Source organism: Bradyrhizobium sp., from assembly GCF_019242285.1.
Lineage (GTDB): Bacteria > Pseudomonadota > Alphaproteobacteria > Rhizobiales > Xanthobacteraceae > Bradyrhizobium.
On sequence record NZ_JAFAVV010000314.1, the window covers coordinates 1 to 3,296 of the forward strand.

Genomic DNA, 3,296 nt, shown 5'->3' on the forward strand with positions numbered 1-3,296 from the left:
CAGCTTGCAGAGAAGAACAAGAACCGGCTCATCGTGGAAGCCCAAAAGAACGTCGGCACACTCAAAGCCGATCCCATGCGGCTCAAGCAGATTTTGCTCAATCTCTTGAGCAATGCCTGTAAGTTCACGAAAGAAGGCGAGGTCGCCCTTCGAGTGAGCAAGGTAGCCGACGGACCCGATGGGTGGAGCTTGCCGTCGCGGATACCGGCATCGGCCTGACCGCCGAACAGCAGGCCAAACTGTTTCAGGACTTCACCCAGGCCGATTCGCTCACCGCGCGACGTTACGGCGGTACAGGCCTCGGCCTTGCCATAACTCGCAAAGTCGCCCGCATGATGGGCGGCGATGTGACCGTGACGAGCGAACCGGGGAAGGGGTCGGTGTTCACCGTGCGGCTGCCGGGCGGCGCGCAGCACTGATTAAGGAAGCAAGCTGCAGCGCCCCGCCTCCATTCAGAACGATTCAGGTCCAGCCCAAGGACCTGCGACCCCTTCCGGCGCATCCTGAGCCTGCGGTAAGCTGGCACAGCGGGTTCCGGGGAGGAGCCCATGATTGACCTCAGACGGCGCCGGTTCCTGACGCTGCTCGGCGGCGCGGCGGCGGCGTGGCCACTCGTTAGGGCGGGTGCACAGCAGGCGGGAAAGACGTGGCGGATCGGCTACGTCACGCATGTACACAGTTCAGCCTATGATCCCTTGTTTGAGCGCCTCCGAGAGCTCGGATACGTGGCGGGACGTAACGTCATCATTGAACGTCGGTATGCGCAGGGACAAGCAGAGAAATTCAGGGAATTTGCAGCGGAGATGATTCGACTTAAGGCCGATGTGATCATCACGAACACCACGCCGGCAGCTCTAGCAGCAAAGAACGCAACGACGACCATCCCAATTGTCATTCCAACCGCAATTGATCCGGTAGGCACCGGACTCATCAACGGCCTGGCACACCCGGGCGGCAACGTCACCGGTGGCGCCATTCTCACCGGAGAGCTTACGGCAAAACGTCTGGAGGTGCTCAAGGAAATGCTCCTGCGGCTCTCTTGGGCGGCTGTTCTGTGGAATGGTACCAATCCTGCGAACGCACTCGCGTGGAGAGAGACAGAGCGGGCGGCCCGCGCGCTTGGAGTGACGCTGCAATCGCACGAGGTGCAGGGTCCAAAGGACTTCGAGACCGCTTTTGCCAGAATGGCGGAAGAACGCCCCGATGCGCTCCTCGTTTTGGACGATGCTTTGACCAATCAATATCAGAAGGAAATCGCGAATTTCGCGATAGAGAAGCGCATAGCCAGCGTATTTTCAGCAAAGCATCACGTCGAGGCAGGAGGTCTGATGTCCTATGGGCCGAACTATCCCGAGATAATGCACCGTGCTGCGTCCCAAGTGGATAAGATTCTACGAGGCGCGCGACCCGCCGACATACCTATGGAGCAACCAACGAAGTTCGAGCTTGTCATCAACCTGAAAACCGCGACGGCCATCGGGCTCACAGTGCCGCCAACGCTGCTCGCCCGCGCCGACGAGGTGATCGAATGAGAAGCGGTCGCGAGTTCATCGCGCTGCTCGCCCATAATTCCATAGAGAGCGGGAGATGAAACTACCACGCAGAACATTTTTGCAGCTCAGTGTCGCCGCCGCGGCTCTGAGCGTGAGTTCTTCCAGGGTATGGGCAGAAGCCTATCCGGCGCGGCCGGTGCGGGTGATCGTTCCGTTTGCGCCCGGTGGGCAGGTGGATGTTGTCGCGCGCCTGATCGCACAGCGGTTGTCAGAGCAGCTTGGCCAACAGTTCTATGTCGAGAATGCCTCCGGCGGGGGTAGTACGATCGGGACCGGTCGGGCGACTCAGGCAGCGCCCGACGGGTATACAATCCTCGTGACGGATGGAATCGCTTTCACAGCAAACCCCAGCCTCTACCGCAAGGTACCGTACGATGCCACGCGCGATTTCGATCCGGTGGCGGCCCCGGCGACGACGATGCAGGTCCTCGCGGTGAACCCCTCGATTGCGGCGCGCTCCATTCAGGAGCTGGTTGCGCTGATTAAAGCAAACCCGGGCAAATATAGCTACGCTTCGGCCGGCGTCGGAACGGGCGCGCACCTGACGGGTGAGCTGTTCCGCATCTCGCTCGGCCTCGATCTTGTGCATGTGCCTTACAATAGCGGAGGACAAGCAATCGCGGCCGCCGTCGGAGGTCATACGCCCATTTCTTTCGGATCGCCGGCCGCGACCATTCCGCAAGTGAACGATGGCAAGCTCCGCGCTCTCGCTGTCGGCGGCAAGAAGCGCGTGCGCGAGCTGCCAGACATCCCGACCATGAGCGAGGTGGGTTTTGCAGACGTGGAATGTGATACCTCGATCCTGGCTCTGGTGCCGGCCGGGGTCCCAAGGGATATCATTGCGCTGCTTCACGACGAGATCGCCCACGCCGCCGAATTGCCGGACGTGGAGGCGCGGCTGGTTGGGCTCGGCTTTGAACCATTCACGGCGACCTCGGAGGAGGTTGCGGCGCTGATCAAACGCGAGCTTCCGAAATGGGCTGGCGTCATCCGCGCGGCGGGCATCAAGCCGAATTGAGATTGCGTTGGTCTCGCAACGAACGCCATCGCCCTGCTTGGCCGCTGTCGTGCCCGACTTGGCCTCGCTCATTCGATGATTTGTCTGCCGGGCGAGCACGGTCGCGCACGGCGGACATGGACTTTGGCCACAGCCTTAGCTGCCAAAGTAGCGAGATCCGCTGTAAGCTGCGCGCGGCAGGACGATGTCAACGCCGGAGGTGCTCAATGGCCCGCATCCGCCATCTCGCCATTCTCACGGAAGACGTGGATCGATTGGTGAAATTCTACACCAATTCGTTCGGCCTCAAGATCGTCCAAGGCGTGGGGACCGCTACCTATCTGACGGACGGTCACGTCAACCTGGCGATTATCCCGATCGGCCCCGAACGCGAGATCGAAGGCAATCAGCTCAAGGAGGGGATCAACCATTTCGGTTTCGAGGTGGAGAGCGTTGAGGCCCTGGTTCCGGTGTGCAAGCAGTGGGGCGCCGCGACCGACGTCAAGAAAAGACCGCCCAACCGCGAGGCGGAATCCCGCGTCTGGGATCCCGACGGCAACCCGATCGACCTTTCGCAGCACGGATGGCCGCACTGAACGAGTTGAGTTGCATCAGACTGAAGTACCGGCAACGCTCATTTAAGCTCCGTCGCGTGAACGGACGAGACGAGCATTTCCCACAACGATCGCTACCAGTGCCCATCAGGTCGGTGGGCGGGACCTATGAATCGGCGCGAGTTCATCACG

The 3,296-nt window shown here is 60.9% G+C and carries 5 protein-coding genes; all 5 read left to right on the forward strand.

From position 1 onward, the window contains the following. On the forward strand, positions 1 to 219 hold a 219-nt coding region (locus tag JOY90_RS12385), incomplete at its 5' end, for a sensor histidine kinase (RefSeq protein WP_367276918.1). Beyond that, positions 183 to 419 carry an ATP-binding protein gene (locus JOY90_RS12390; RefSeq protein ID WP_291691422.1) on the forward strand — a complete coding sequence of 79 codons (237 nt, stop codon included), beginning with the start codon at positions 183 to 185 and terminating at the stop codon, positions 417 to 419. The genes JOY90_RS12385 and JOY90_RS12390, both read left to right, overlap by 37 nt. A 129-nt stretch (positions 420 to 548) precedes the next feature. Further along, positions 549 to 1,532 (forward strand): ABC transporter substrate-binding protein, encoded by a 984-nt coding sequence (locus JOY90_RS12395; protein ID WP_291691423.1) that lies wholly within the window; start codon positions 549 to 551, stop codon positions 1,530 to 1,532. A gap of 55 nt (positions 1,533 to 1,587) precedes the next feature. After that, a complete protein-coding gene (locus JOY90_RS12400; protein ID WP_291691424.1) occupies positions 1,588 to 2,571 on the forward strand; it encodes a tripartite tricarboxylate transporter substrate binding protein in 984 nt (327 codons plus the stop codon). A gap of 206 nt (positions 2,572 to 2,777) precedes the next feature. After that, positions 2,778 to 3,146, forward strand: coding sequence for a VOC family protein (locus JOY90_RS12405; protein ID WP_291691425.1), 369 nt, complete (start codon positions 2,778 to 2,780; stop codon positions 3,144 to 3,146). The last annotated feature ends 150 nt before the right edge of the window (positions 3,147 to 3,296 follow it).

Coding starts and splice junctions, on each gene's coding strand:
- JOY90_RS12395 (WP_291691423.1), top strand. CDS start 549: ATGATTGACCTCAGACGGCGCCGGTTCCTGACGCTGCTCGGCGGCGCG.
- JOY90_RS12400 (WP_291691424.1), top strand. CDS start 1,588: ATGAAACTACCACGCAGAACATTTTTGCAGCTCAGTGTCGCCGCCGCG.
- JOY90_RS12405 (WP_291691425.1), top strand. CDS start 2,778: ATGGCCCGCATCCGCCATCTCGCCATTCTCACGGAAGACGTGGATCGA.